Raw genomic sequence first — 21,741 nt, 5'->3', positions numbered from 1 at the left:
CTTGGAAAAAAAACGTTTACGCCCGGAGGCGTTCGTTTTCTGGATCCCACAGCGGTTGATCCGCCTGAACAACTGCACGGCACTTGGTGCCGAAGATATCCACGTAAACCTCTGTTCCGGGCACGGCCAAATCAGCCCGCAGCATCCCGAAGGCAATCGATTTATTCACGCGGTATCCCCAATCGCCTGATGTGGTTTCACCCACGACCTCGTCGTTGTGCCATAGCGTCGACATATAGGGCGCGTCCTGATCACCGGCCTCGACCACCATTGTGACAAAGCGTTTTGAAACGCCTTGCTGATGCTCATTTTGCAAAGCGGCTTTGCCCGGGAAGTCTTGCGGTTTGTCCAGCTTCACGAACCGGTCCAGTCCGCCTTGAAGCAGTGTATAGTCCGTGGACAAATCGCCCTTCCATGCGCGATAGCCTTTTTCCATCCGCAGTGAATTCAGCGCCCACATGCCAAACGGCTTTGCCCCCGCAATAATCACAGCTTCGTAAATTGCGGGTATATCAGCGTTGGCGGCGTGGATTTCCCAGCCCAATTCGCCTGCAAAGCTGACCCGCACCAAGGTGCACTGCGCCCCTGCGACTTCAGCGGATTGATGGGACAGCCACGGTGCAGACAGATCGGCCTGCGCTTGCAATCCTTCAAACAAACTGCGCGATTGCGGGCCAGTGACAATCAAGGTCGAATAATCCCGCGTGTGATCAGCCAAGGTCAGACCGGCATCCCTCGCCGGGCGCAGAACGTCGAAATCATGCCACTGTGCCGACGCCGCTGTGATCAGCGTAAAGTCATCATCGCCGTGGCGCAGGCAGGACATCTCGGTCAAGACGCGGCCACGATCATCGGCAAAATACGCAAGGTTCATCCGCCCTACCTTGGGCAGACCCCCGGTGATACGCCCCCGCAGCCATTCAGCGGCCCCAACCCCTGATAAGCTGAAGCGCGAGAACCCCGGCAGGTCTAACACCCCGACATGGTCGCGCACCGCCTCGCATTCCTCGCGAATGCGCGGCACCCATGGCCCGTTGCGGTCCCAAGTCTGCGTCGCCTCTTCGGATACGTCATCGCCGGGCTGGGCGAACCAATTGGCGCGCTCCCACCCGTTATAGGGACCCATTTGCCCGCCGAGGGCGATGATCCTGTCATGCACCGGCGACAGTTTCTTGTCGCGGCCCGCGGGCCATGTGTGGTGCGGGAAATGCATCGCATATTCGTGACCATAGACCTCCATCGCTTTTTGGTTCGCGTAATCCTGATCGGTGTAATCGGTATAACGGCGCGGATCGGTCGCCCACATATCCCATTCGGTCTGCCCTTGGGTGATCCATTCGGCCAACACCTTGCCCGCGCCACCACCTTGGGTGATGCCAAAGGTGAACACGCAAGCCTCGAACGCATTGGGTACGCCGGGCATAGGCCCAATCAGGGGCAAGCCATCCGGCGCATAAGGGATCGGCCCATTGATCACACGCGACACGCCAGCAGTTCCCAACATCGGCACGCGGGCCATCGCGTCTTCAATATACCATTCCAGCCGCTCCATATCGTCGGGGTAGAGTTGGAATGAGAAATCATCAGGCATCGGATCATCAGGCTGCATCCAATGGCCTTTGCAGTTCCGCTCGTAAGGGCCGAGGTTCAGGCCGTATTTGTCCTGCCGCAGATAGTAAGAACTATCCACGTCGCGCAACAGCGGCACCTTATGGCCGTGCGCTTGGCTCCATTCCTTAAGCTCGGGTATGTCATCGGTCAGGAAATACTGGTGGCTCATCGTCGCCATGGGGACCGTACGCCCGCCATATGGTTTGAACCATTCACCAACGCGCTGCGCGTAATACCCCGCGGCGTTCACCACCTTTTCGCAGCGGATATCCCCCTTCGCCGTGTGCACGATCCATTCACCGTTTTCGCGACTGACGCCCGTCGCGGGGCAGAACCGTTCGATCCGCGCGCCCATATCGCGGGCACCCTTGGCCAAGGCTTGGGTCAGTTGCGCCGGATCGATATCGCCATCATCGGGGTCGTATAACCCGCCAGCCAGATCGTGGGTTTCGATAAAGGGATATCGTTCCTTGATGGTGGCAAGGTCCATCATCTCTAGGTTTAGACCCTGATAATTGCCCATCGAACAGGCGCGCTCAAACTCCATCATCCGGTTTTTACCATGGGCCAGCCGGACCGAACCCGTGACGTGGTAGTTCATCGGATAATCAACTTCTTCCGCCAAGTCTTTGTACAGCTCCAGCGAATAGCGCTGCATGTTCATTACCGCCCATGAAGTGCTGAAACTGGGGCAATTGCCCGCCGCGTGCCACGTCGACCCAGCGGTCAATTCGTTCTTCTCCAGCAAAACGCAATCTGTCCAGCCCAGCTTGGCCAGATGATAGAGCGACGAAACGCCGACAACGCCGCCGCCAATAATGACAACCCGTGCTGTGGTGGGAAACTCAGCCATCTGTCTTCTCCTCTTGATTGGTTTCACGCGGGATGTCGTAGTAATCCCCCTTATCCGCGACAAAGATGTTCCGGGTCAGGTGCATGCCAGTAGAACCATCAATCGCACCAAGCGAGACACCAGTGTCGGGGTCCTTATCCGATTTCCAAAACAGGAAGCTGCCGCATGTCGGGCAGAACCCGCGCCGCGCGCCGGGGGATGATGTGTACCATTTTGGCACACCTGTTACTTTCAATCCCTCATCCATCACCTGCACAGATGCCCAATGATGGCCGGATTGTTTGCGGCATTGGCTGCAATGACATGCAGCAGGATCGCGCGCGGCTGCGTCCGCTTCGAAAGTGATTGCCCCGCACAGGCAGCTTCCTTTTAACATGTTCATCCCCTTCCCGCAGGTGCTGAGGCGGCCCCAAACAAGACGCCGTAAATGACAAAGCTCGCGGCCATGACACGCCGCACCCAGACATTGAACACGGCCCCCATCGCAGCACGACCCAGCCCCGCACCAAGGGCGGTAAAGCCGGTATAGCTCAGCGCGGTAAGCGTAAGAGCCGTTGGCACAATCACCACCATCTGTTCCCAGATTGGCACATCCGGTTGAACAAATTGGCTGAACGCGGCCAGATACCCGGCCACGGACTTGGGGTTGATTGTGGCAATGGCAAAGGCGCGCAAATAGATGGACCGCGTCGGGCGGTCTGCCACCGTGACCGGCCTATTCGCGTTTATCCATCCGCGTACGCCTAGATAGATCAGAAACCCAGCGCCAATGAATTTCGCAATTATGAAAGCGGTTTCAAAGGTGGCGATCAGGGCCGTGATGCCAAAGGCCGACAGAACCAGAAACAGACTGGCTTGGGTCAGAATGCCCAGCACGCCGATCATCGCGCGGCTAAACCCCAAATTCATACCATTGTTAATGCAATTGACCGCATTCGGCCCCGGGGTGGTCACGAAGACCACCCAAAACAGCGCAAATATGATCCATGCTTCAAAGCTCATTAATACACCGGTGGGGCAATGACCCAGATCGCTATCGCGGGGTCAGGGTTTGGGTTGGCCCAGCGAAACGGCTCTCCCCGAACTCGGAAACTGTCGCCGGGGTTTAGGGTATGGGTCGTGCCGTCAATCTCGAACTCAAGACTGCCAGAGATCAGGTATCCGACTTCTTGGGTGGGGCGTGTGACCAGATCTTTGATCCGGCTAAAGGGCTGAAACGTCGAATGGACCATTTCAAAGTCATCGGTCAGGTCCGGAGACAGCAATTCTTCGACCAGACCTGCCACAGAGGACCCGATGGGTCTGCGCGCGCCTTTGCGCACGATGAACCCGGCCTCATGTGCCGGGGCCGCCGCGTGGCGAAACAGAATTGAGACGGATACCCCCAACGCCTGTGCAATATGACGAAGGTCGGTGATCGAAGGCTCGGACAGGTCGCGCTCAACCTGGCTCATCCAGCCGACAGACCGGTTCAGCACCTCTGCAAGATCGTGCAGGGTCAGCCCGCGCGCCTTGCGCAAGGCACGTAGATCGGCACCGAGCGTTTGAGGGTTAGAGAGAGGCGCATGTTGCACTGGGTTGCATCCGTGAAATTGTCGCTGATTTTTTCACGCTGCATCAGGTTTGTGAAAAAATCCAGAACTATTTCACGGCTGCAAAGCAGTTTTTCAAGATAATTTGAAACTGATCCGCATCTTCTTGGGTAAAGGCATCCGGTTGGTTGCTGTCGATATCAAACACCCCGATCAAATCACCCGCACCATTCCAAACCGGCAACACCAGTTCGGAACGGGTGGAGCTTGCACAGGCGATATGCCCCGGAAAGGCATCCACGTCGGCGACCAACTGGGTTTCCCCCGTGCGTGCCGCCGCACCGCAGACACCCCGTGAAAACGGAATAACCAAACAGCCATGCCCACCCTGATACGGCCCGATTTTCATCAACTCAGGTTCCGTCACCCGGTAAAACCCTGTCCAATCGAACCGATCATCGGCGTGGTGAACCTCGCAGGCGACGGTGGCCATCAGGGCAACCGCATCGGTTTCGCCATGGGTCAGCGATTGCAGCGTTTCGGCGAGGGTAGCGTAGTCGATTGTCATGTGACACCTTTTGAAACAACGGTTGAAGGGGGGCTGTCTGCCCCCCAATCCCCCCGAGGATTTTGATCCATTTGGAATTTAGGGACGTTCGATCGCGATGGCGGTACCTTCGCCGCCCCCGATACAAATCGCGGCGATTCCGCGTTTCAAGCCGCGTTTTTCCAACGCATTCAGAAGCGTGACCATAATGCGGGCACCCGACGCGCCGATGGGGTGGCCCAAAGCGCAGGCCCCACCGTTCACGTTCACGATATCATGGGACAGCCCCATCTCGTGCATGAAGGCAAGCGGAACAACGGCAAAGGCTTCGTTGACCTCCCACAGGTCGACGTCCTCTTTTTGCCAGCCCAGCCGGTCGAGCAGTTTTTGGGCGGCAGGCACAGGGGCCGTGGTGAAAAGACCGGGGGCCTGGGCGTGGCTGGCGTGGCCCATGATATGGGCGCGCACGGTCAAACCTTGGTCAGCGGCGGCTTGTTCGGAGGCCAGCACCAGAGCAGCCGCACCATCGGAGATCGACGAAGAGTTGGCCGCCGTGACTGTGCCGCCATCGCGAAACGCTGGTTTGAGGTTCGGTATCTTTTCGGGCCGTGCATTTGCTGGCTGTTCGTCTGTGGTGACCGTCGAGCTGCTCTTGCGGGTGGTCAGTTCCATCTGTGCGATCTCGCCGTCGAACGCGCCAGAGGACTGCGCGTCCAGCGCGCGCGACAGGGACGCGAGGGCGTAGTCGTCTTGAATGGCACGGGTGAATTGGAAGGTCTCGGCGCAGTCTTCTGCGAAAGTACCCATAAGGCGGCCTTTGTCATAGGCGTCTTCGAGGCCGTCGAGGAACATATGGTCCACGACCTGAGCATGCCCCAAACGGGCCCCGCCACGCATCTTGGGCAAGACGTAGGGCGCGTTTGTCATGCTCTCCATGCCCCCTGCGACCACCACATTCGTTTGACCCAATGCAATCTGATCAAAAGCAATCATCGCCGCTTTCATCCCAGAGCCGCACATCTTGTTCAGGGTCGTTGCAGGGACCTCTTCACCAAGGCCCGCCTTGAAACCGGCCTGACGCGCAGGTGCCTGACCTTGACCGGCAGGCAATACGCAGCCCATCAAAACCTCGTCCACGGTTTTGGCACCGGCACCGTCTAATGCCGCCTTTATGGCGTGGCCGCCAAGATCTGCCGCGGTCATATCCGCGAACACACCCTGAAACCCGCCCATTGGCGTGCGCGACGCACCTACAATGACAACTTTTTGCATTTTGAACTCCCCCCAGAGGACTAAAAACCGAATCGTAAGACATCTGCCTTATCCCATTGCGATACTGCATTATCTTTGGGACCAGAATATGAGACTTTCAGCCACAACAGAAGAGCTAGTGCAAGTCGTAACAGTCCTTGATGATCGCATCGATGCGGCTGTCGCCTTGGAGTTTAAGGAAAACGTACGGCAGATCACAGAAACCGCGCCCGAAACGGTCATCCTGGACCTCAGCGCCGTGGTCTTTATTGATTCTAGCGGCTTGGGTGCGATCGTCGCCACGATGAAGTATCTGGCACCCGAACGCACCCTTGTGCTTGCGGGTCTGACTGCACCCGTGGACCGTGTCTTTCGTTTGACACGCATGGATAGTGTGTTTTCGCTTTACCCGACCCTAAGCCACGCTCTGCACGATCAACTGTAACAATGGCCACGCAGAACAAGCGGGACAAAGTGAAACAGGGCGGCGCGCCTGAAGTCGTGTTTGACCTGTCCCTTGTTGGCACAATGCAGGACGTCAGGGATGCCCTGAAGGCATGCCGCGCACAGCTTTACCCGATCTGCAAAACCGCGCAAAAGCTGGATGACATCGAACTGGTGATGGCTGAGACGTTCAACAATATTGTTGAGCATGCTTTGGCAGGCCAAACGGGAAATTCGCCTATTCACGTTTCTTGCACCAAAGATGGCGATCTAATCTCGCTTGTCTTTAGGGATGTGGGCACCCCGTTTGCCAACAATGTGGCGCCCGGTCGGGGGCAAGTTGGAACAGCTGCGCATGCACAATCACTGCCCGAAGGGGGCTTTGGCTGGGGGTTGATCCACCATTTAGCTCAGGATATTTCCTATGTCAGGGTCAAGCAGCACAATGTCTTGACCATTGTGATTGATGTGGCCACGCCGCCCGCCAGCGTGCCAAATAAACCATCGCAATAATATCCGGCCCCGCCACAAATGGCGGCCGCATTTCACGATTTCACCTCAAAAGTGCCGCAGCGTCATCACAGTTCCGCCCAGCTTTGACATCATACCGTAGCGCGTAGCTGCAACAAAGCTTCCCTCAGCATCGTGTTTTTACAGCCCCCACCCAGTACGCGATGCTGAGGACTTACCCCCCAGAAAAAATTGGTTTTCTGCCGTGCTGCGCGCTAGGTTCCGTGAAAAGAACAATCGCAACAGGAACAGTTTGATCATGCGCGACTTTCAACTTCCCGGACGGTCCCCCGTTCTGGCGACAAATGGCATGTGTGCCACGTCCCACCCCCTGGCCGCCAAAACCGCGATCAATATTCTGGAGCAAGGCGGCAATGCCATGGACGCCGCCATTGCCGGTGCTGTTTTGTTGGGGATTTGCGAACCGCAAATGACGGGGATCGGCGGTGATTGTTTTGTGCTTTATTCCCCTGCGGGCAGCGACGAAGTGCATGCATTGAACGGTTCGGGCCGCGCACCACAGGCGTTGAACGCAGCGGTCCTGCGCGACGCAGGCGAAACCGCAGTGCCGTTGACCAGCCCCCATGCTGTATCAATCCCCGGCGCGATGGATACGTTTTGCACGCTTTCGAACGACGTGGGCAAGCTGGGCCTGGATACGCTGCTGGCACCTGCAATCCACTATGCGGAAACTGGTGTGCCCGTGGCCGCGCGCGTAGCGTTCGATTGGGCCAATGACGCAGGCACATTGCAAGGCAAGGCGCGCGACGTTTACCTGATGAATGGCCGCGCTCCGCAATCAGGTGAAACCTTCCGCGCACCCGGTCAGGCCGAAGTGTTGCGCCGCGTCGCCAAGCAGGGCCGCGACGCATTCTATACCGGCGAGATCGCAGAGGACATGGTGGCAGCGCTTGGCAAGCTTGGCGGTCTTCACACAATCGAAGATTTTGCCAACACTGCCTGCACCTACGGCGACCCTATCGCAGCGACATACAAAGACCTTGAAGTGTTGGAACACGCGCCAAATGGCCAAGGGGCAACCGCGCTTTTGATGATGAACATGCTGAGCCATTTCGACATCGCGTCGATGGATCCGCTGGGGGCAGAACGTGTCCACATCGAGGCAGAAGCCGCCAAGCTGGCCTATGATTCGCGCAACCGGTTCCTTGCTGATCCCGATCACACCGCGCGCCTTGAGCATATGCTTGACCCCGCAACGGCGCAAAAGCTGGCCGCGCTGATCGACCCGACCAAGGCAATGGGCACCCCTGCCCCGCTGTCCGAAGCGGTTCACAAGGACACGATTTATATCACAGTGGTCGACAAGGACGGCATGGCGGTTTCACTGATCTATTCGATCTTCCACGGCTTTGGCTCCGGCATCGCGTCTGACAAATTCGGCATCCTGCTGCAAAACCGCGGCGCGGGCTTTACCCTTGAGGAAGGTCACGTGAACGAGTTGCAAGGTGGCAAGCGCCCGATGCACACGATCATACCCGGGATGATCCGCCAGAATGGCAAAGTAATGATGCCCTTCGGCGTGATGGGCGGGGCCTATCAGCCCAATGGCCACGCGCGTCTGGTTTCAAATCTGATCGACTTTGGCATGGACCCCCAAACGGCCATCGATGCACCCCGCGCCTTTACCGATAAAGGCGTGCTGAACGTCGAGCGCGGATACAGCGACGGCGTGCGCGCTAAGCTGTCGGAGATGGGCCATAAGGTCGAAATACCGCGAACTGCAATTGGCGGGGCGCAAGCAATCAAGCTACGCAGAGATGGCGTTTTGGAAGGTGCAAGTGACCCGCGCAAAGACGGCTGCGCCTTGGGGTACTAAGAAAATCGGGGGGCTTTAAATTGCGCCTTCCGGCTTAGTTCAGCTGGAAATGCAGGGGGTATGCGCCATCGGTCAGCGGGCCGAACAAATCGGAGATGTCGGGATGTTCAACTGGTTCGCCAGAATAATCCGCCACAAGGTTCTGTTCAGATACATAAGCCACGTAATAGCTTTGGTCATTTTCGGCCAACAGGTGGTAATACGGCTGATCTTTCAGCGGGCGGCTGTCCTCTGGAATCGCTTCGTACCATTCATCGGTGTTGGCAAATTCAGGATCGACATCAAAAATAACACCGCGGAACGGGTGTTTTTTGTGGCAAACGATCTGGCCCAGATGATATTTTGCGCGTGTTCTAATCATAACAATGATGCACCTACCTTTCGTTACTAGTCCCTTCAAGGGGCATTTGTCCAATCCCAGAACCCAAAGATAAGGAAACTCTGTGTGAACCTGACACTGACAGTGCTTGAGATCGTCGCCCCGGTATTCCTGCTTGCAGGGGTTGGATTTGCGTGGGTGAAGCTTGGATTTGAATACCGCATCCAGTTTGTCACCCAACTGGCGATGACCCTATCGGTGCCCTGCCTGATTTTCGTGTCCTTGATGAACACACAGATCGCCCCCGCCGCGCTGACGGCTTTGTCCTTGGCGACAGTGGTGGCATACGGCGGTGTCACATTAGCGGCGGCGGCAGTTGTTTGGGGAATGGGTCTGAACCGCCGAACCTATCTGGCACCGCTGATTTTTGGCAATACCGGCAATCTGGGCCTACCTTTGGCGCTGTTTGCCTTTGGCGACGCGGGACTAAGCTATGCGGTGGTTGTGTTCGCGGTCATGGCGATATGGTCGTTTACCTTTGGCATCTGGCTGGTCGCCGGCGCGGGGTCGTTTGGCAAGGTCATGCGCGAACCGCTGGTCTGGGGCACCCTGCTGGGCGCGCTGTTTCTCGTCCAAGGCTGGCAAACACCCAAGTTTTTGACAAACACGCTCAGCCTTTTGGGGCAAATGGCGATTCCGATGATGCTGATCACCCTTGGCGTAGCCGTGGCACGCTTGACCCCCGGCGGCGTTGGCCGTGCTGTCATCCTCTCAGCAATCAAGCTGGTAATTTGCGTTGCCATTGCGTGGGCGGCTGGGGCCTATTTTGCGCTCGACCGGACAGCCTTGGGTGTTCTGGTGTTACAAGTCGCCACCCCCGTCGCCGTCACCTCATACTTGCTGGCCGAAAAATATGGGGCCGACGCACAATCGGTGGCCGGGCTGGTGGTCGTGTCGACTTTGATGTCGGTCGCCGCTTTGCCAATTCTTCTGGCGTTTTTGGTATAAATTTTCGGTGGGCGCATCAGCGGAAATCTGGTAAACTGGCCACAATAATAAAACGACAAAAAGCGAGAGGCAAATGAGCAGAACCTTTTGCGCCCTAATAATCGCTGTGTTTTTAGCGTCTTGTGGTGGAGGTGGCCCCTCTCATGCCCCAAGACAGTTGGATAACGCCTGTGCGATTCTTAAGGAGCGCCCAAAATACTACAAAGCTTTCAGAAAAACTGAACGCCGTTGGGGCGTTCCGATACATGTGCAGATGGCCACCATCCACCAAGAAAGCAAATTCATCGCCGACGCGCGCACACCGTACCGCTATGTGATCGGCGTCATCCCCATGGGCCGCCAATCCAGCGCATATGGGTATAGTCAAGCGCTGGATGCCACGTGGGACGAATATCTAAGGGAATCCGGACGGCGCTTTGCCAAGCGTGACCGGATCGACGATGCGTCTGATTTTGTCGGCTGGTACATGACCAAAAGCCAAACCAAGAACGGCATCCCTCTTTATGACGCCCAAAACCAGTACCTTGCCTATCACGAGGGCAATACCGGCTACGCGCGCCGCTCTTATACGTCAAAGCCATGGTTGATCGACGTTGCGCGCAAGGTGCAAATGCGGGCCGATATGTATCAAAATCAGATCGCGGGCTGCCGCCTCAGCCGCTGGTAAAAGACACGGCCCGAGGGAATATCCCTCGGGCCTTATTCATTAGCGGTTTACGGCGGGGGCCTTGCCGCTGACATCAAAGATACTGTTCGCCAAAACGCCGCCGGTCTCCAGCTCGCCGAGGACAACAGTTGTCTGGCTGCCATTCCCGTTATTGATCACCCATTGACGCAACTCGACCGGGTTTGCTGTGAACTTCAGTTCAATATTTCCGTATTCAGGGTGTTCAGGATCTTGGGCGCGCACGGTGGTCGATGTGCCATCATAGCTATGGCCGGTGACCATTCGGGCCTGCCCCAAGTTCACGTTTTCGGCCAGAATGATCGACAGCGGTGTCTTAGACAGCGGGTATGTTTCCGCCGGTTGGTTCGACTTTTTATCGTAGATCACAACGGTGTTGCTGCCCGCGATCACGATCCCTGTATCGGGCGCATTATATTCGAAACGCGCCTTGCCGGGACGTTTGATATAAATCGTGCCCGTGCTGATCGATCCGTCATCATTGATCTGGGTGAAGTCGCCCTGCGCGGTTTTCATCGCGTTGAGATAGCTGGAAATCGCGTTCAAAGGCAGCTTGTCTGCAGCGGCGGGCAATGCTGCCGCCAGACCAAGGCCGAACGCCAGAACAGTGGTGGTAACAAAACGCATCTAAGTATTCCTATTGTTATTCAGGTGCCTCGACCCCAGACATAGGGTTTCAGACGATGATATGCGATATCACGCGGCATGATATCGCCTAACACCCCACAAAACGAAACGGGGTCGGCGTGTTTCCAAGCCAACCCCGCGTCTAGATCATTCGTTCCCGTTAGCCTTGTTCAGGTACCAGAATTTCGCGTTTACCAACATGGTTAGCCGGGGAAACAAGGCCCTGCTCTTCCATCTGTTCGACCAGACGCGCGGCCTTGTTATAGCCGATCGCCAGTTTGCGTTGGATATACGAGGTCGAACATTTGCGGTCCTTGATCACGATGGCAACAGCTGTGTCATACAGCGCGTCTTCGCCATCGGTATTACCACCCAGCCCCAAGACGGCGTCAATGCTGCCCTCTTGATCATCCGCCGGACCTTCAACCACACCTGAAACATAGTCCGGTTCGCCGTAAGCCTTAAGATGGTTAACGATTTCCTCGACTTCCTCATCGGATACAAACGGCCCGTGGCACCGAACGATTTTCGATCCGCCCGCCATATACAGCATGTCACCCATACCCAGCAGTTGCTCTGCGCCCATTTCACCCAGAATGGTACGCGAGTCGATTTTCGACGTTACCTGAAACGAAATCCGCGTCGGGAAGTTCGCTTTGATCGTGCCGGTAATAACGTCAACCGACGGGCGTTGCGTCGCCATGATCAGGTGGATACCCGAAGCACGCGCCATCTGTGCAAGCCGCTGAATACAGGCTTCGATCTCTTTACCCGCAACCATCATCAGATCGGCCATCTCGTCGACGATCACCACAATATAGGGCAATGTCTCGGGCTTGAATTCATCCGTTTCAAAGATTGGCTCGCCGGTGTCTTCGTCAAACCCGGTTTGTACCGTGCGGCTGAACATCTCGCCCTTGGCCAGCGCTTCGCGCACGCGGCCATTATAGCCTTCGATGTTGCGCACGCCCATCTTGGACATCTTGCGATAGCGTTCTTCCATCTCGCCCACTGTCCATTTCAGCGCGACAACCGCCTTTTTCGGGTCGGTCACAACAGGGGACAGCAAATGCGGGATGCCGTCATAGACCGACAGTTCCAGCATCTTGGGGTCGATCATGATCATCCGGCATTCTTCCGGTGTCAGCTTGTAGAGCAGTGACAAAATCATCGTATTGATCGCCACAGATTTACCCGAACCCGTGGTCCCCGCAATCAGCAGGTGGGGCATCTTGGCAAGGTTGGCGACAACAGGATCGCCGCCGATATCCTTGCCCAAGGCAAGCGGCAGGCGCATGGTGCTGTCGCCAAAATCACGGGCCGACAGGATCTCGCGCAGGACGACCTTCTCGCGGTTTTCATTTGGCAGTTCAATCCCGATGACGCTGCGGCCGGGCACCGTTGACACGCGCGCCGAAAGCGCTGCCATCGACCGGGCGATATCATCGGCCAAGCCAATCACGCGGCTGGCTTTCAAGCCCGGCGCGGGTTCAAGCTCGTACATCGTGACGACGGGGCCGGGACGCACGGCGACGATTTCGCCCTTAACACCATAATCATCCAGCACGCTTTCCAACATGCGCGCATTTTCTTCCAGCGCATCGTCGCTCAGGTGCAGTCTTTCAACCACATCGGGGCTTTCAAGCAGGTTCAGTGGAGGCAGTTCAAAACCGGGATGGGTATCCTCAAACGTCAGGCCGGGCTGCGCCTCGGCTTGGGCTTTCTTGCTGGGCTGAATCACCTTGCGCGCCGGTTGTTGGACGACCTTTCGCGGGGTCGCGACGGGAAGGGTAATCGCGTCATCTTGCAACGGCAAAACCTCGGTTCCATCGCCAGTAAAATCAGCGGCAATATCGGTTTCCTGCTGAAAATGCGCATGTGGCAAACCCGATTCCGTCAGTGGTGGCTCAACGCGGGACGCACCTGTCAGCGGCGGCTCTTCACGCAGATGATTGCGCACAGTTGCATCAAGAACCAGCGGATCAGGTCCGCGGCCACGACCACGGGTCAGCGGTGCCGTTGTCGGCGTGTGGACAGCATTGCCTGTGCGCACGCGGCTTTTGATCACATCTGCAATCTTTGATTTGATCCGGTCATCGCTGGGGGCCAAGTCGATTTCAACATCAGACCAATCTTCGACCAGCTCTGGTTCGGGCATAGGCTCACTGCGTTTCACCAGCGCTGGCATTTTGGCCAGAAGCCCCTTCTTAGGGGCTGCAACCAGGGCTGGCTCGGTGTTGCATTGTCCCTGGGTGGCCGCAAAATCCGCGTTGTCTTCGGCCTCGATCCGGCTGCGTTCGCGGCGCTCGGATTGACGTGCTTGAACCTTCTGCGCGGCCGCAACCGCGCCAGACGCACCACGGCCCAATAGGTTCATCAAGCCCGCATATACCATGATAACACCCACCAGCATAAAGCGGAAAATGCGGCTCAGCTCGGCGCGGGTAAAGCCCATGACAAAAGCACCAAGCGCCACGATCGCCACGCCCATCAACACCGACATCATCTTGATCGTAAAGATCGACCCGATCGGCAAGATCGTCAGAATCGCGCCCATTACCGTATCGCCAAACAACCCGCCCAAACCAAAGCTATGGGTCTGAAGCCACTGCGCATCGGGGGTCAAAGTCGCCCCATAAATCGAACAGAGTGCGACCGCGATCGGCGCAAATATCAAACGACCCATCGCGCGCTCAGCGCCACGGTGCAGCGCAAACCGCACGCCCCAAGCCAGCAGAATTGCCGCAACAGCCCAAGCGCCCCAGCCCACAATCATAAACAACGGGGCCGCCAGTGATGCGCCCATCCGGCCCAGCCAGTTTTCTGCAGGGGCATCGGTGGACACCATCCAGTTGGGATCATCCGGCGTATAGCTGCCGATCATCATGGCCGCCATCAGACCCAGCGCAATAAGCCCCACGCCCAGCAATTCCTTGCCGCGTTTTTCAATCGCCTCGGCCATTTTACTGTCTAACAGGGGATCGCGTCCGCGTGTCTGATATGCCATTGCTCTGTTCCCTCGTCTTATTTCGGATAGAGACAGTCGCGGATCGCTTCGATCCCGCGCGTTGTCTCTTGTATTGGGGCGACCATGGCCACCCGTATATATGTCTTGCTGGGGTTTTCCCCGTTCACGGTTTGCGCCAGATAACTGCCAGGCAATACCCGCACACCAGTCTCACGCCACAGCTTTAGCGCCGCGGTCTCATCATCTTGAACCGGCAGCCACAAAAAGAACCCCGCCGCTGGGCTGGCATATCCCGGCACATTGCCCAGGATTCGGTCCGCAACCTCGTATTTCTCAACGTATAGTGCACGGTTCTGCGCCACGTGTTCCTCATCTCCCCAGACGGCAGCGGCGGCGGCTTGCAATGGCAACGGCAACGGCGCACCTGCATAATTGCGAAGCTGCTTGATCTCGCGCATCGTGTTCGGCCCGCTCGCGACAAAGCCTGAGCGCAGGCCTGGCAGGTTCGACCGTTTTGAAAGCGAATGAAAAATCACAACGCGGTCGGGGTCAGCACCGATTTCTTGGGCAACCTGCAAGGCACCGACGGGCGGCGTATCGCGGTAAATCTCGGAATAGCATTCATCGGCGAAAATTTTAAAATCGTATTTTTCTGCCAACGCCAGCAATTCCGTCCAATATTCACGGGTCGCCACCGCGCCCTGCGGGTTCGCGGGCGAACAGATGTAAGCCGCCGTGGTCCGGTTCAGCACCTCGGCCGGCAGGCTGGCGAAATCTGGTAGATGACCGGTTTCCAACGTGGCCGGCACCATGATCGGATCAGCCGCAGCCGAAATCGCAGCGATCATGTAAACCTGATAAAACGGGTTCGGCATCAAGATCGCAGGCTTTTGGCCATTTTTGGTTTCGGGGCAAGCCGCCATCACGGCGTTGTACAGGCCCTCGCGTGTGCCGTTCAGCGCCATCACTTGCGTATCCGCATCCACCGTCACATCATAACGGCGCTTGATCCAATCGCGGATGGCACCGCGCAATTCCGGCGATCCGTCATTAGGCGGATAGCTGTTAAACCCGGCAGCGTTCTGCGCAATCACATCCGTCACCCACGCTGGAAACGCATGTTTCGGCTCGCCGATGGTCATGTGAATGGGCACACCGCCGCCTTCATGCGCATCAAGCAATGCACGTAGACGCGGCCACGCATGGGCCGGAAGGTTCGAAAACCGCTCAGGGTACAACATCAAAACTGCCTCGGGTTCGGGATCATTATCGCCCCGTTTCTTCCAAACTACCCAAGGGCTTGCCTCACGTCCAGAGAATCTCGGACATCTGACGGCTTTTGTGTCTTTTAGGCCAATGCCTCTTGCGCGGCGGCTGCAAGGCGCAACAAACGTTCTTCGCATCCCGGCGCGCCCATCAGCGTAATTCCGCAAGACGCAGTTCCAGTTGGTAATGTGATGGCGCAGCCGCCCATCAGATTGCCAATGCGCGTATTGCGCAATGTCATGAGGTTGGAGGAAACATAGTAATCGTGATCGCTCTCGAGCCGCTCAAGCTGGGGCGGCACGATCGGTGCCGTGGGCAATATGACCGCGTCAAATCCCGCGGTGGCGCGGGTGTAGCGTTCGCGTATCCCCTCAAGCTGTGCCCACGCGGCGATGTAGTCCGGGCCAGAATGGCTTTTGCCTAACCGGAATCGTTCAAGGATTTCCGAGTACATCGCGGTTGGGTTATCCTCGATCACGTCGCGCCACAGGCCATAAGCTTCGGCCGTGTATAAACAGCCGCTTAGCGGCACCGCGTCTTCTAACTCTGGAAACTCAAGGATTTCGACGGTGGCACCGGCGTCTTTTAGCCGTTCAACAGCCGCGTCGAATGCACCTGCCGGGGTATCCTGAATTTCATCCATCGCAACTGTGCGCAAAACGGCCAATCGACGCCCGGTAAGGTCAAAACCGGATAGATCGGCAGATTTTCCGCCCTCAAGTGCGGCCAGCAATAAGCCCGCGTCCTCCACCGACCGGCACAGCGGGCCCACGGTATCAAACTGCTTGGCCAGTGGCACGACGCCGTCCAATGACACGCGCCCCGCCGTGGTTTTCAGCCCCACCAGATCGTTCCACGCCGCAGGAATACGAACAGAACCGCCAGTGTCAGACCCAATCGCAGCAGCGGCTAAACCGAAGGCAACAGATGCCGCTGCGCCCGAAGAAGACCCCCCCGAAACAGCGCCGTGATCGTTCACACAAGGGGGCGTTGCGGTAGACGGATTATAACCCAGGCCGGAAAACGCCAGCTCGCTCATGTGGGTTTTGCCAAGACATACCAACCCCATGGCCGTCGCGTTTTTCAGCACCTGTGCGTCATCCTGCGGCATCCGTCCTTTCAGCAGTAATGACCCCGCTTCGGTCCCGACCCCGGCGGTATCGAACAGGTCTTTCCAACTGATCGGAACACCGTCCAAACGTGACAAACGCTGCCCAGTTTTTGCGCGATCAGATGCGGCGCGGGCCTCGGACATGGCGCGATCTGCGGTGACACGGGCATAGATGCGATCGCGCAGCGGGTGCGCGTCGATGGCATCCAGATATGTTGTGCACAGTGCAACCGGATCGATTTGCCCGTCCTCAATGCCCCGTCCCAGATCTGCCGCAGTCATTGTCAGCCAGTCTTGCATATCGTTCCCTCGTTAATGTGCCGAAAGGAACGGTAGCGACGGTTGCACGCATGGACAATCCCTGACGCAAGCCCATATTGAAGCACATGGATTTTGATACAGATATCGTGATCGTTGGTGGCGGGCTGAACGGCCCCGCCTTGGGTTTGGCGCTGGCGCAGATCGGCCTGCGTGTGACCATCATTGACCGGTTGAAAAGCGACGTCCGCAAGGATGCAGGTTTCGATGGGCGGTCCTATGCGCTGGCGCTGACATCGACACGGCTGCTGCAAGGTATCGGCGTGTGGAACGATGTGGCGGAAAACGCGCAACCCATGCTCGAGATCAAAGTAACGGACGGACGCGCTGGCGAAGGGCCATCGCCGTTTTTCATGCATTTCGACCACACCGAGATCGAAGAAGGCCCGATGGGCCACATGGTCGAAGACCGCCATTTGCGCCGCGCATTGATCAATGCGACGCAAGCCGCAGACAATATTACACTGCTGAATGGCGAAGACGTCATAGCGCAGACAGTGGACGCATCGGGCGTCACCCTGACATTGGCAAGCGGCAAAACCCTGCGTGCGAAACTGCTGGTTGGCGCGGATGGGCGCGGTTCTGGTACGGCAATGCGCGCGGACATCAAAAGAATCGGCTGGGGCTACGGCCAAACGGCGCTGGTCTGCGCGATTTCCCATGAAAAACCCCATGGCGGTGTGGCGCATCAGTTCTTTATGCCCCCCGGCCCGCTCGCAATTTTACCGCTGACCGAAAACCGTTCGTCTATCGTTTGGAGCGAAACGACAGAAAACGCGGCTCGGATCAATGCATTGACCGACGATGCCTATCTGGACGTTTTGCGCCCGAGGTTTGGCGATTTTCTGGGTGAAATTTCCCTCGCTGGCGCGCGCTATACCTATCCGCTGAGCCTGTCACTGGCGCATTCCATGATTGCCGACCGCGTGGCACTTGTGGGTGATGCGGCACATGGCGTGCACCCCATCGCGGGCCAAGGGTTGAATGCGGGAATGCGTGACGTCGCAGCATTGGCTGAAGTCATTGCTGATGCACTGCGCCGTGGTCAGGACGTGGGAAGTGCGACGGTTTTGGATCAGTATCAAATCTGGAGACGCTTTGATAACACTGCGTTGGCGTTGGCGACCGACAGCTTTAACCGTTTATTCTCAAACGATAGTTCCCTGCTGCGGATTGCGCGTGACATGGGAATGGCAGCCATCAATGCCCTGCCCGGCACCCGGCGCGGATTTATCCGCGAAGCTGCGGGACTGACGGGTGATCTGCCCCGTCTGATGCGGGGCAAACCACTGTAATCAATTAGTCCAACACCCGCGCTTCGTCGACCAACATAACCGGGATGCCGTTGCGGATCGGATAAGCAAGCCCTGCGGCCTTGGACACCAACTCCTGCTTTTCGGCATCATAGCTCAGCGTGGTTTGCGTACGCGGACAAATCAGCGCGTCCAGCATACGGCGGTCGAATTGTACTTCTTCACTGCTCAATTCATCATCTCCCCTTCATGGCCACCACGCAGGGTGTATTCTATCAATGTCAGCAGCGTCTCGCGACGTGTCGACAGCGATGGCGCCTCAAGCAGGGCCTGCTTGTCCTCGGATTCAAGGTCCAGCATCATCGATAGCGAATTGATCAGCAATTCATCATCTGCTTCCTTTAATGTATCCCAATCCGCCGACAGATTGCGCGCATCGAAATAGCGGCCGAGCGTATCAAGAAAGTGCGCGCGGTCGAAATCGACGTCTTCTTCGTCTTTGCCCAGATCCCGCTCAAACCCGTCCCAACTGACATCGCAACGACGGTAGGGCGCAAAACCTTCGACCTCTTGCACAACGCGGAAACGCGACACACCGCCCAGCGTAATCATGTAACGGCCGTCTTCCGTTTCTGAGAACTGGGTAATCCGGCCCGCACAGCCAATGGCGTGCAAACCCGGACCCTCGCGCCCGGGCACGACATTTGGCTGAACCATCCCGATCAAACGGCCAGAGGTCTTTAGGCTGTCCTCGATCATTTGCAGATATCGGGGTTCAAAAATGTGCAGAGGCAATCGCGAACGTGGCAACAATAATGCCCCGCCCAGCGGAAAAATCGCGATTGTATCTGGTAGCTCTGATTGCTGTATCATGAGGCTCTATCTAGTGCGTGAAACACCTTAAGCAAATATCATTGAGCTAAGCTTGCGACGACCATTCAGCGCTATTGGGTCATTTGCCTTGAGCGCATCGAATATGGTGAACAGCTGGGTTTTGGCGGCTCCGTCATTCCATTCGCGGTCCTTGCCGAACAACGCGAGCAAGTGGTCAACGGCACCCTGAGTTTCGCCATGCGCGTAAAGCGCGGTGGCCAGATCAAACCGCGCTTGCAGATCATCGGGGTTGGCATCCACAGCCGCCTGCAATTCGGCAACCGGGCCGGTGCCAGCAGCTTGACGGGCCAGTTCCAGCTGCGCATGCGCCGCTTCAAGCTCGGCTGATTTTGAGATTTCAATCGGTGCGCCGTTCAAATGCGCCTCGGCTTCGTCCAGCTTGTCCAGCGCGATATAGGCACGCACCATGCCGCCGTAGGCACCTGCATGGTTCGGGTCTTCGCCCAGAATGGCGGCAAAGGTATCAGCAGCGTCCTGCGCTGCGCCCTCGGTCAACATGTCTTCAGCGGCGGCAACGGCCTCGTCCAGCGCGGCACCGGGGGCCTCCCCGCCGCTGGCCTTGATCACACGTTCGATAAAGGCCGCGATCTCGGACTGCGGTTGCGCGCCTTGAAAGCCGTCAACGGGCTGGCCTTTGTAGAATGCATAGACCGTTGGCAGCGATTGGATCTGCATTTGCCCAACGATCTGCTGTGCCTCGTCGGCGTTGATCTTGACCATCTTGACCGCGCCCTTGGCCGCGCGCACGGCGTCCTCCAGCATCGGGCCAAGCGTCTTGCAGGGGCCGCACCACGGTGCCCAGAAATCAACGATCACCGGAACGTCTTGCGATGCTTCGACCACATCGGCCATGAACGTCGCTTCGGTCGTGTCTTTAATCAGGTTTGCGTCTTGCGCAGACGAAAGGTTCAAATCCATCATATCAATATCCTCACTTGGGGTTGCCCTCTATATGTGAGCACGCCCCGCTATTTCAAAGGTCAAATGTCGCAAAGACCGGCACGTGGTCGCTGGGTTTTTCCCAACCGCGCACGTCACGCAAGATTTTGCTGGAATGTGCCGCGTTGGAGATATCCGGCGTTGCCCAAACATGGTCAAGGCGGCGGCCTTTGTCTGCCGCATCCCAATCTTTGGCGCGATACGACCACCAGCTGTACAAATTGCCCTCGGGGATATCTTGGCGCGTGATGTCAACAAAACCGCCCGCGTTTTGGGTTTCGGCCAGCTTTTCCACCTCAATCGGGGTGTGGCTGACGACCTTAAGAAGCTGTTTATGCCCCCATACGTCATCCTCGCGCGGGGCGATGTTCAGGTCACCCACAAGGATGGATTTCTGCGGCTTGTCGCTGTGAAACCAATCCCGCATATCGGCCAGATAATCCAGCTTTTGACCGAATTTTTCGTTCACTTCGCGGTCAGGCACATCCCCACCAGCGGGAACATAAAAGTTGTGGATTGTCACACCATTTTCCAGCTTGGCCGCGACGTGGCGCGCATGACCCAACGTCGCAAAGTCCTGATCACCGGCATCCTCAAGCGGCAAACGCGATAGAATGGCGACGCCATTATACCCCTTTTGACCGCGGGCAACCATGTGGGTGTAACCCGCTGCATGGAACGCTTCGGTCGGGATTTTATCAACCGGGCTTTTGCATTCCTGCAAGCACAACACGTCCGGTCCGTGGTCTTGCAGCAGCTTCAGCACAAGCGGCTCGCGCAGCCGAACCGAGTTAATATTCCAAGTCGCTAGCGTAAATGGCAAAGAACCGTCCCCCAAATCAGATCGCGCGCACCCTAGCGCGAAACGGGACGTGGCCACCATGGCGAATTGATCGAGACGTTAGACAAAAAAAGACCGGGCACAAAGGCCCGGCCTAGTCCAACAGGGAGGTATGTATCATATCCCGGATACAATAGTCGGGTTCAAACCGATTGGCGGGTCATGAAAACCCCGCCACTCGGGATTATAACGACCCCAAGGCCGCTTTGGTTCCGCCATCAGGAAATTAATCTGTAACCACCTGATTCAGTTACCAAAATTCGTGCATTCGAGGGGTCAGGCTCGATCTTCTGACGCAAGCGATAAATGTGAGTTTCAAGCGTGTGCGTAGTGACGCCAGCGTTATAGCCCCATACCTCGTGCAGCAAGGTATCGCGCGGCACGACGCCCGCCGCAGAGCGATATAGAAACTTTAAGATATTGGTTTCTTTCTCGGTCAGGCGAATTTTCTTATCGTCCTCAGTCACCAACAGTTTCGCAGAAGGTTTGAAAGTATAAGGCCCAAGCTGAAAAATCGCCTCTTCGGATTGTTCATGTTGGCGCAATTGCGCGCGAATGCGGGCCAGCAGAACCGGAAACTTGAACGGCTTGGTGACGTAATCGTTGGCACCCGCGTCCAGCCCCATGATCGTATCCGCGTCGCTGTCATGTCCAGTCAGCATCAGGATCGGGCTTTTCACCCCTTGGGTACGCAGATCGCGACACAAATCGCGCCCGTCAATATCGGGCAACCCAACATCAAGGATCACCAGATCATATAGCGCCTCTGCCGCCCGTGATTTGGCATCAGCCCCATTTGCAGCTTCGAAAACGTCAAAGTCTTCGGTCAGCAACAATTGCTCGCTCAGCGCGTCGCGCAGATCGTCGTCGTCATCCACAAGCAGGATTTTCTTCAACTGGGCCATATTCGCGTATCCTCTTTAACTT

At 57.1% G+C, this 21,741-nt stretch carries 22 protein-coding genes; 6 read left to right on the top strand and 16 right to left on the bottom strand.

Translation table 11 applies throughout. The annotated features are described in order from the left end of the window. Nucleotides 1-16: 16 nt before the first annotated feature. The 6 genes from BM347_RS11080 to BM347_RS11055 all read right to left on the bottom strand — a co-directional run bounded on the left by BM347_RS11080 (nucleotide 17) and on the right by BM347_RS11055 (nucleotide 5,815). The gene (locus BM347_RS11080) at nucleotides 17-2,464 is read right to left on the bottom strand and encodes a GcvT family protein (protein ID WP_093916523.1); all 2,448 of its coding nucleotides are present in this window, start codon (nucleotides 2,462-2,464) and stop codon (nucleotides 17-19) included. Continuing rightward, nucleotides 2,457-2,840 (bottom strand): GFA family protein, encoded by a 384-nt coding sequence (locus BM347_RS11075; protein ID WP_093916629.1) that lies wholly within the window; start codon nucleotides 2,838-2,840, stop codon nucleotides 2,457-2,459. The genes BM347_RS11080 and BM347_RS11075 overlap by 8 nt, the downstream gene beginning before the upstream one ends. 2 nt (nucleotides 2,841-2,842) lie before the next feature. Continuing rightward, nucleotides 2,843-3,466 carry a LysE family translocator gene (locus BM347_RS11070; protein WP_093916522.1) on the bottom strand — a complete coding sequence of 208 codons (624 nt, stop codon included), beginning with the start codon at nucleotides 3,464-3,466 and terminating at the stop codon, nucleotides 2,843-2,845. After that, complete coding sequence (locus BM347_RS11065) at nucleotides 3,466-4,038, bottom strand: helix-turn-helix domain-containing protein (RefSeq protein ID WP_093916521.1); 573 nt, start codon at nucleotides 4,036-4,038, stop codon at nucleotides 3,466-3,468. Before BM347_RS11065 ends, BM347_RS11070 begins: the two co-directional genes overlap by 1 nt. Before the next feature lie 67 nt (nucleotides 4,039-4,105). Further along, nucleotides 4,106-4,564: a GAF domain-containing protein gene (locus BM347_RS11060; protein WP_093916520.1), complete on the bottom strand. Its 459-nt coding sequence runs from the start codon at nucleotides 4,562-4,564 to the stop codon at nucleotides 4,106-4,108. Nucleotides 4,565-4,642: 78 nt separating this feature from the next. Next, nucleotides 4,643-5,815 carry a thiolase family protein gene (locus tag BM347_RS11055; protein ID WP_093916519.1) on the bottom strand — a complete coding sequence of 391 codons (1,173 nt, stop codon included), beginning with the start codon at nucleotides 5,813-5,815 and terminating at the stop codon, nucleotides 4,643-4,645. An 88-nt stretch (nucleotides 5,816-5,903) separates the two neighbouring features. Between BM347_RS11055 and BM347_RS11050 the strand changes: the two genes are divergently transcribed. The 3 genes from BM347_RS11050 to ggt all read left to right on the top strand — a co-directional run bounded on the left by BM347_RS11050 (nucleotide 5,904) and on the right by ggt (nucleotide 8,585). Further along, nucleotides 5,904-6,239, top strand: coding sequence for an STAS domain-containing protein (locus tag BM347_RS11050; RefSeq protein ID WP_093916518.1), 336 nt, complete (start codon nucleotides 5,904-5,906; stop codon nucleotides 6,237-6,239). Between the two features lie 2 nt (nucleotides 6,240-6,241). Next, nucleotides 6,242-6,751 (top strand): ATP-binding protein, encoded by a 510-nt coding sequence (locus BM347_RS11045; RefSeq protein WP_093916517.1) that lies wholly within the window; start codon nucleotides 6,242-6,244, stop codon nucleotides 6,749-6,751. A gap of 256 nt (nucleotides 6,752-7,007) precedes the next feature. Continuing rightward, a complete protein-coding gene (gene ggt, locus BM347_RS11040; RefSeq protein WP_093916516.1) occupies nucleotides 7,008-8,585 on the top strand; it encodes a gamma-glutamyltransferase in 1,578 nt (525 codons plus the stop codon). Between the two features lie 34 nt (nucleotides 8,586-8,619). On the opposite strand, the gene hspQ is transcribed toward ggt, so the two are convergent. Continuing rightward, nucleotides 8,620-8,946 (bottom strand): heat shock protein HspQ, encoded by a 327-nt coding sequence (hspQ, locus tag BM347_RS11035; protein ID WP_093916515.1) that lies wholly within the window; start codon nucleotides 8,944-8,946, stop codon nucleotides 8,620-8,622. 84 nt (nucleotides 8,947-9,030) lie between these two features. Here hspQ and BM347_RS11030 point away from each other — a divergent pair, with 84 nt between their 5' ends. Further along, nucleotides 9,031-9,912 (top strand): AEC family transporter, encoded by an 882-nt coding sequence (locus BM347_RS11030; RefSeq protein WP_093916514.1) that lies wholly within the window; start codon nucleotides 9,031-9,033, stop codon nucleotides 9,910-9,912. A 73-nt stretch (nucleotides 9,913-9,985) separates the two neighbouring features. Then, nucleotides 9,986-10,579 carry a transglycosylase SLT domain-containing protein gene (locus BM347_RS11025; protein ID WP_093916513.1) on the top strand — a complete coding sequence of 198 codons (594 nt, stop codon included), beginning with the start codon at nucleotides 9,986-9,988 and terminating at the stop codon, nucleotides 10,577-10,579. A gap of 39 nt (nucleotides 10,580-10,618) precedes the next feature. Here the strand turns inward: BM347_RS11025 and BM347_RS11020 are convergent, their stop codons facing one another. From BM347_RS11020 to BM347_RS11005, 4 genes are all read right to left on the bottom strand, one after another. Next, on the bottom strand, nucleotides 10,619-11,224 hold the full coding sequence (locus BM347_RS11020) for a LolA family protein (protein ID WP_093916512.1): 606 nt from the start codon (nucleotides 11,222-11,224) through the stop codon (nucleotides 10,619-10,621). Nucleotides 11,225-11,384: 160 nt separating this feature from the next. Next, nucleotides 11,385-14,231 (bottom strand): DNA translocase FtsK, encoded by a 2,847-nt coding sequence (locus tag BM347_RS11015; protein ID WP_093916511.1) that lies wholly within the window; start codon nucleotides 14,229-14,231, stop codon nucleotides 11,385-11,387. Between the two features lie 17 nt (nucleotides 14,232-14,248). Continuing rightward, a complete protein-coding gene (locus BM347_RS11010; protein ID WP_093916510.1) occupies nucleotides 14,249-15,433 on the bottom strand; it encodes an aminotransferase class I/II-fold pyridoxal phosphate-dependent enzyme in 1,185 nt (394 codons plus the stop codon). A 107-nt stretch (nucleotides 15,434-15,540) separates the two neighbouring features. Continuing rightward, a complete protein-coding gene (locus tag BM347_RS11005) occupies nucleotides 15,541-16,869 on the bottom strand; it encodes an amidase (protein WP_093916509.1) in 1,329 nt (442 codons plus the stop codon). An 86-nt stretch (nucleotides 16,870-16,955) separates the two neighbouring features. Here BM347_RS11005 and BM347_RS11000 point away from each other — a divergent pair, with 86 nt between their 5' ends. Further along, nucleotides 16,956-18,182, top strand: a complete 1,227-nt coding sequence (locus tag BM347_RS11000) for an FAD-dependent monooxygenase (RefSeq protein ID WP_093916508.1) — start codon at nucleotides 16,956-16,958, stop codon at nucleotides 18,180-18,182. A gap of 4 nt (nucleotides 18,183-18,186) precedes the next feature. Here the strand turns inward: BM347_RS11000 and BM347_RS10995 are convergent, their stop codons facing one another. From BM347_RS10995 to BM347_RS10975, 5 genes are all read right to left on the bottom strand, one after another. Continuing rightward, nucleotides 18,187-18,339 carry a Trm112 family protein gene (locus BM347_RS10995; protein ID WP_175498551.1) on the bottom strand — a complete coding sequence of 51 codons (153 nt, stop codon included), beginning with the start codon at nucleotides 18,337-18,339 and terminating at the stop codon, nucleotides 18,187-18,189. A gap of 29 nt (nucleotides 18,340-18,368) precedes the next feature. Further along, nucleotides 18,369-19,013 carry an LON peptidase substrate-binding domain-containing protein gene (locus BM347_RS10990; RefSeq protein WP_093916506.1) on the bottom strand — a complete coding sequence of 215 codons (645 nt, stop codon included), beginning with the start codon at nucleotides 19,011-19,013 and terminating at the stop codon, nucleotides 18,369-18,371. Between the two features lie 27 nt (nucleotides 19,014-19,040). Next, entirely contained in the window at nucleotides 19,041-19,955 is a 915-nt protein-coding gene (gene trxA / locus BM347_RS10985; protein WP_093916505.1) for a thioredoxin, read from the bottom strand. 52 nt (nucleotides 19,956-20,007) lie between these two features. Continuing rightward, nucleotides 20,008-20,796 (bottom strand): exodeoxyribonuclease III, encoded by a 789-nt coding sequence (locus tag BM347_RS10980; protein ID WP_093916628.1) that lies wholly within the window; start codon nucleotides 20,794-20,796, stop codon nucleotides 20,008-20,010. Nucleotides 20,797-21,032: 236 nt separating this feature from the next. Continuing rightward, nucleotides 21,033-21,719 (bottom strand): response regulator transcription factor, encoded by a 687-nt coding sequence (locus BM347_RS10975; RefSeq protein WP_093916504.1) that lies wholly within the window; start codon nucleotides 21,717-21,719, stop codon nucleotides 21,033-21,035. Between the last annotated feature and the right edge of the window lie 22 nt (nucleotides 21,720-21,741).

Origin of the sequence: Sulfitobacter marinus, from assembly GCF_900116285.1 — a bacterium.
Lineage (GTDB): Bacteria > Pseudomonadota > Alphaproteobacteria > Rhodobacterales > Rhodobacteraceae > Sulfitobacter > Sulfitobacter marinus.
The sequence above is the reverse complement of the archived record's forward strand: the minus strand, read 5'-3'. Positions and strand labels throughout refer to the sequence as shown.

Bases quoted from the DNA above. Each gene is read 5' to 3' on its own strand.
- BM347_RS11055 (WP_093916519.1), bottom strand. From the start codon at position 5,815: ATGCAAAAAGTTGTCATTGTAGGTGCGTCGCGCACGCCAATGGGCGGG.
- BM347_RS11020 (WP_093916512.1), bottom strand. From the start codon at position 11,224: ATGCGTTTTGTTACCACCACTGTTCTGGCGTTCGGCCTTGGTCTGGCG.
- BM347_RS10995 (WP_175498551.1), bottom strand. From the start codon at position 18,339: ATGCTGGACGCGCTGATTTGTCCGCGTACGCAAACCACGCTGAGCTAT.
- BM347_RS11080 (WP_093916523.1), bottom strand. From the start codon at position 2,464: ATGGCTGAGTTTCCCACCACAGCACGGGTTGTCATTATTGGCGGCGGC.
- BM347_RS11045 (WP_093916517.1), top strand. From the start codon at position 6,242: ATGGCCACGCAGAACAAGCGGGACAAAGTGAAACAGGGCGGCGCGCCT.
- BM347_RS11050 (WP_093916518.1), top strand. From the start codon at position 5,904: ATGAGACTTTCAGCCACAACAGAAGAGCTAGTGCAAGTCGTAACAGTC.
- trxA (WP_093916505.1), bottom strand. From the start codon at position 19,955: ATGATGGATTTGAACCTTTCGTCTGCGCAAGACGCAAACCTGATTAAA.
- BM347_RS11025 (WP_093916513.1), top strand. From the start codon at position 9,986: ATGAGCAGAACCTTTTGCGCCCTAATAATCGCTGTGTTTTTAGCGTCT.
- hspQ (WP_093916515.1), bottom strand. From the start codon at position 8,946: ATGATTAGAACACGCGCAAAATATCATCTGGGCCAGATCGTTTGCCAC.
- BM347_RS10975 (WP_093916504.1), bottom strand. From the start codon at position 21,719: ATGGCCCAGTTGAAGAAAATCCTGCTTGTGGATGACGACGACGATCTG.
- BM347_RS11005 (WP_093916509.1), bottom strand. From the start codon at position 16,869: ATGCAAGACTGGCTGACAATGACTGCGGCAGATCTGGGACGGGGCATT.
- BM347_RS11060 (WP_093916520.1), bottom strand. From the start codon at position 4,564: ATGACAATCGACTACGCTACCCTCGCCGAAACGCTGCAATCGCTGACC.
- ggt (WP_093916516.1), top strand. From the start codon at position 7,008: ATGCGCGACTTTCAACTTCCCGGACGGTCCCCCGTTCTGGCGACAAAT.
- BM347_RS10990 (WP_093916506.1), bottom strand. From the start codon at position 19,013: ATGATACAGCAATCAGAGCTACCAGATACAATCGCGATTTTTCCGCTG.
- BM347_RS11015 (WP_093916511.1), bottom strand. From the start codon at position 14,231: ATGGCATATCAGACACGCGGACGCGATCCCCTGTTAGACAGTAAAATG.
- BM347_RS11010 (WP_093916510.1), bottom strand. From the start codon at position 15,433: ATGTTGTACCCTGAGCGGTTTTCGAACCTTCCGGCCCATGCGTGGCCG.
- BM347_RS11070 (WP_093916522.1), bottom strand. From the start codon at position 3,466: ATGAGCTTTGAAGCATGGATCATATTTGCGCTGTTTTGGGTGGTCTTC.
- BM347_RS11075 (WP_093916629.1), bottom strand. From the start codon at position 2,840: ATGTTAAAAGGAAGCTGCCTGTGCGGGGCAATCACTTTCGAAGCGGAC.
- BM347_RS11000 (WP_093916508.1), top strand. From the start codon at position 16,956: ATGGATTTTGATACAGATATCGTGATCGTTGGTGGCGGGCTGAACGGC.